At 67.5% G+C, this 3,291-nt stretch carries 2 protein-coding genes and 1 pseudogene; 2 read left to right on the top strand and 1 reads right to left on the bottom strand.

Going from position 1 to position 3,291, the window contains the following annotated elements; all coding sequences use genetic code 11:
• Window positions 1–475 (bottom strand): annotated as a pseudogene (locus JSV65_16965) (hypothetical protein).
• 399 nt (window positions 476–874) lie between these two features.
• On the opposite strand from JSV65_16965, the gene JSV65_16960 reads away from it, so the two are divergent.
• Window positions 875–2,722: a hypothetical protein gene (locus JSV65_16960; GenBank protein ID UCH36822.1), complete on the top strand. Its 1,848-nt coding sequence runs from the start codon at window positions 875–877 to the stop codon at window positions 2,720–2,722.
• Window positions 2,723–2,763: 41 nt separating this feature from the next.
• The coding region (locus JSV65_16955) for a hypothetical protein (GenBank protein ID UCH34205.1) at window positions 2,764–3,291 on the top strand (528 nt) is incomplete at its 3' end.

Here is a 3,291-nt window from a genome sequence, read left to right as displayed (position 1 = left end):
TCCAGCCGGTGTCATCGGCGGCGACGTGGCGCTGGTACTGGCGCCAGTTCTGCTTGTAAACGTGGCCGTAGTCCTTAAACTCGCGGGATGCGGGATCGAACGACACCACGCCGCTGTTCGGGTATGTGACCGACCAGATGACGCCGTTGTCGTCCTCGGTCATGCCCATCGCCATCTGCGGGGCGGTCTGGTGGACGAAGGTGAAGGCGCGCTGCGCGGGGTCGAACTCGACGAAGTAGCTGTTGAAGTGGGTGTAGAACTTGTTGCGGCTGGACAGGATGGATGCGTAGGGGCAATCGCCGCCCGGCGGGAAGGCCATGGGGAACTCCTCGCTCTTGCCCGTTTCGGCGTCGATCATGAGGAGCGCGTAGCCGCCGCGGTGATCGAAGAGCCAGACCAGGACGACGTCGCGGCCGTCGGCGTCAACGGTGGCGACGGTGCCGCGGTGATTGCTCACCGGGGTGGCGACGCCGTGGTGGAGAAAGCCGCCACCGAGGTCTTCCGTGGCGGCAAAGGCGATCTGGAAGGCGAGGGCGATGAGAGCGGTCGCGATGAAGGCGATCAGCTTTGACGGCGCGTATTCCATGCCATTCCTCCTGCGCGAGCGAGTTGGGCTCCCGGCTCCGCGGGGCGGTGATGCAGCCACGCCGCAGAGGACCCCAAGGGACGCCCGCGGGTTCCTGTTCTGTGGGGGGAAGGCGTGTCCTTTCGACACGCGGCTCGGCGTGGATGCATGAGGCGTCTCCCGGCGCGAGGAAACGCCCGTCACGCGAAGAACAGGGCGTGCGGGAGGGGGCAGGCGGCCGGGATGGTATATGCGCCGCCGGTCCGTTAAGGGAGGATAGACGACATGCCGGGACTGACGACTCTCACCATGCTGGCCTGTTTGGTGTGCGTGCTTCTGCTGCTGCGCTGCCCGAGCGCGGCGCAGACCGGAAGTGAGCATGAGCCGATCCGCTACGTCGGCGGGGTGAGCATTGACCTGACGCCGCATGAAGGCAGGCTGCGACCGGCGATCGGGGTGGCGAACTACCAGACGTTCCGCGCGAATCGCACCCACCCCGAGCGGGCGGAGGGGCACGGGTGGACTTACAACCACGCGCCGATGCTCGCGTACTGGAACGACACGTTCTATCAGGAGTATCTGAGCAACCCGGTGGACGAGCACATCGCGCCTGGGCACACGCTGGTCGTGACGTCGCGCGACGGGCGGAACTGGACGCGACCCGAAGTCGTGTTTCCGGCCTACGAGCCGCCGCCGGACACGCCGATGCCGGAGGGGTACAACGGCTACATGATGCACCAGCGCATGGGGTTCTACATCGCGCCTAACGGGCGGCTGCTCGTGCTGGGGTTCTACGGCCACGCGGAAAACCCGTTCGGGCCGGGCGGCATCGGCCGCGTCGTGCGCGAGGCGTACAAGGACGGCACCTACGGCCCGATCCACTTCATCCGCTACAGCAGTCACGGGCGGTGGAACGAGGGGAATACGAGCTATCCGCTGTACACGCGGTCGTCGGACGCGGGGTTCGTCGAGGCGTGCGAGGCCCTGCTTGCGGATCGCCTGATGCGGTTCCAGTGGTATGACGAAGACCGCGGGCCGGCGGGGTTCTATCCCCTGGAGAAGGCCGCCCAGGCGCTGTGCTTCTACCATCGCAAGGACGGGAAGGTGGTGGCGCTGTGGAAGTGGGCGCTGGCCGCGCTGTCGTCGGATGAGGGGGAGAGTTTTTCGAAGCCGGTGAAGCTGCCCACGATCACCATAGACGGGGCGAAGATGTGGGGGCAGCGGACCGCCGATGGGCGTTACGCTGTGGTGTACAACCCGACGGTGCACAGCGAGCATCGCTATCCGCTGGCGATGGCGACGAGTGACGACGGGATCATCTTCGATGACCTTGTCTTGGTGCACGGGGAGGTGCCGCCGCGGCGGTTCTTCGGGCGCTGGAAAGACTACGGCCCGCAGTACGTGCGCGGCATCGCGGAGGGGAACGGCAGCCCGCCGGGGGACGCGATGTGGATCACGTACAGCATGAACAAAGAAGACATGTGGGTGAGCAGGATCCCCGTGCCGGTTCGGTACGCCGTGGATGGCCCGGTGGCGGACACGTTCGACGACATGGAGACGGGCGGGCACGTCAGGGATTGGAACATCTACTCGCCGCTGTGGGCGCCGGTGCGCGTGGTGGAGTTCCCCTCGGTGAGCGACAAGAGCCTAGAGCTGCGGGATGAGGATCCCCACGACTACGCGAGGGCGGTGCGGGTGTTCCAGGAAGGCACGCGTGCGGAGATCAGCTGTCGCGTTCTCGCGCGGCAGTGGGCCACGGGCATGCTCGATATCGAGGTCATGGACCGCTACGGCAACCGGCCGGTGCGCCTGCGCTTCGGCGGCGACGGCCGCATCAGCGCCGTTGACGGAAACGCATCCCTGGATCTTCAGGCCTATGAGGCGGAGCGGTGGTACACGGTGGACATCACGGTGGACGCCGCGCCGTTCGGTCACTACAGCGTGTCCATTGACGGGCGGGAGGTTCTGAGCGAGGCGGCCCTTGCGGAGGCGGTGCGGTCCGTCGAGCGGCTGTCGTTTCGCACCGGGCCGTATCGCGACGAGCCGACGCGGCAGACGGACAACGAGGCGCCGCATTCTCCCCTACCCGGGGCCGATGAGCCCGCGCCGTTGGCGGTGTACAACATCGGCGAGGTGCGGGCCGCGACCACGCGATGAGGCGGAGGCGGCGTGAAGGTGTCAGCGAAAGGAGCGCGAGCATGAGCAGAGGCATTTGCGGGGTGATGCTGGCGGCAGCAGTAACGGCGCTGGGGTGGGGAGCCTGGGCGGCGCCGTCGGGGCGGTTGGTGCTGGCGCAGGATGGCGAGACGAAGTACCAGATCGTGACGCACGACCGGGCGTCGGCGCCGCAGCGGCACGCCGCGGGTGAACTGGCGTCGTTCCTGAAGCAGATCAGCGGGGCGGAGTTCGCGGTGGTTCCGGAGGCGGAGTGGTCGCGCGGCCCGGCGATCTTCGTCGGGCCGTCGCGTGCGGCGCGACGGGCGTTCCCCGGGCTCTACATGCGGCCCCTGGGCCATGACGGCTTCGTCATCCGCACCAGCCCGCCGCACCTGCTCCTGGCGGGTGGCGAGCCGCGCGGCACACTCTACGCGGTTTACACCTTCCTCGAGGATTACCTGGGGTGCCGCTGGTGGACCTCCACGGCGAGTACGATTCCCCGGCACAGCACCATTCGAATCGGGGCGATCAACGACCGCCAGGTGCCGATTCTGGAAAACCGGGAGCCG

The sequence above is a fragment of the Armatimonadota bacterium genome, from assembly GCA_020354555.1.
Classification (GTDB): domain Bacteria; phylum Armatimonadota; class Hebobacteria.
The sequence above is the reverse complement of the archived record's forward strand: the minus strand, read 5'-3'. Positions and strand labels throughout refer to the sequence as shown.

Coding starts and splice junctions, on each gene's coding strand:
- JSV65_16960 (UCH36822.1), top strand. CDS start 875: ATGCTGGCCTGTTTGGTGTGCGTGCTTCTGCTGCTGCGCTGCCCGAGC.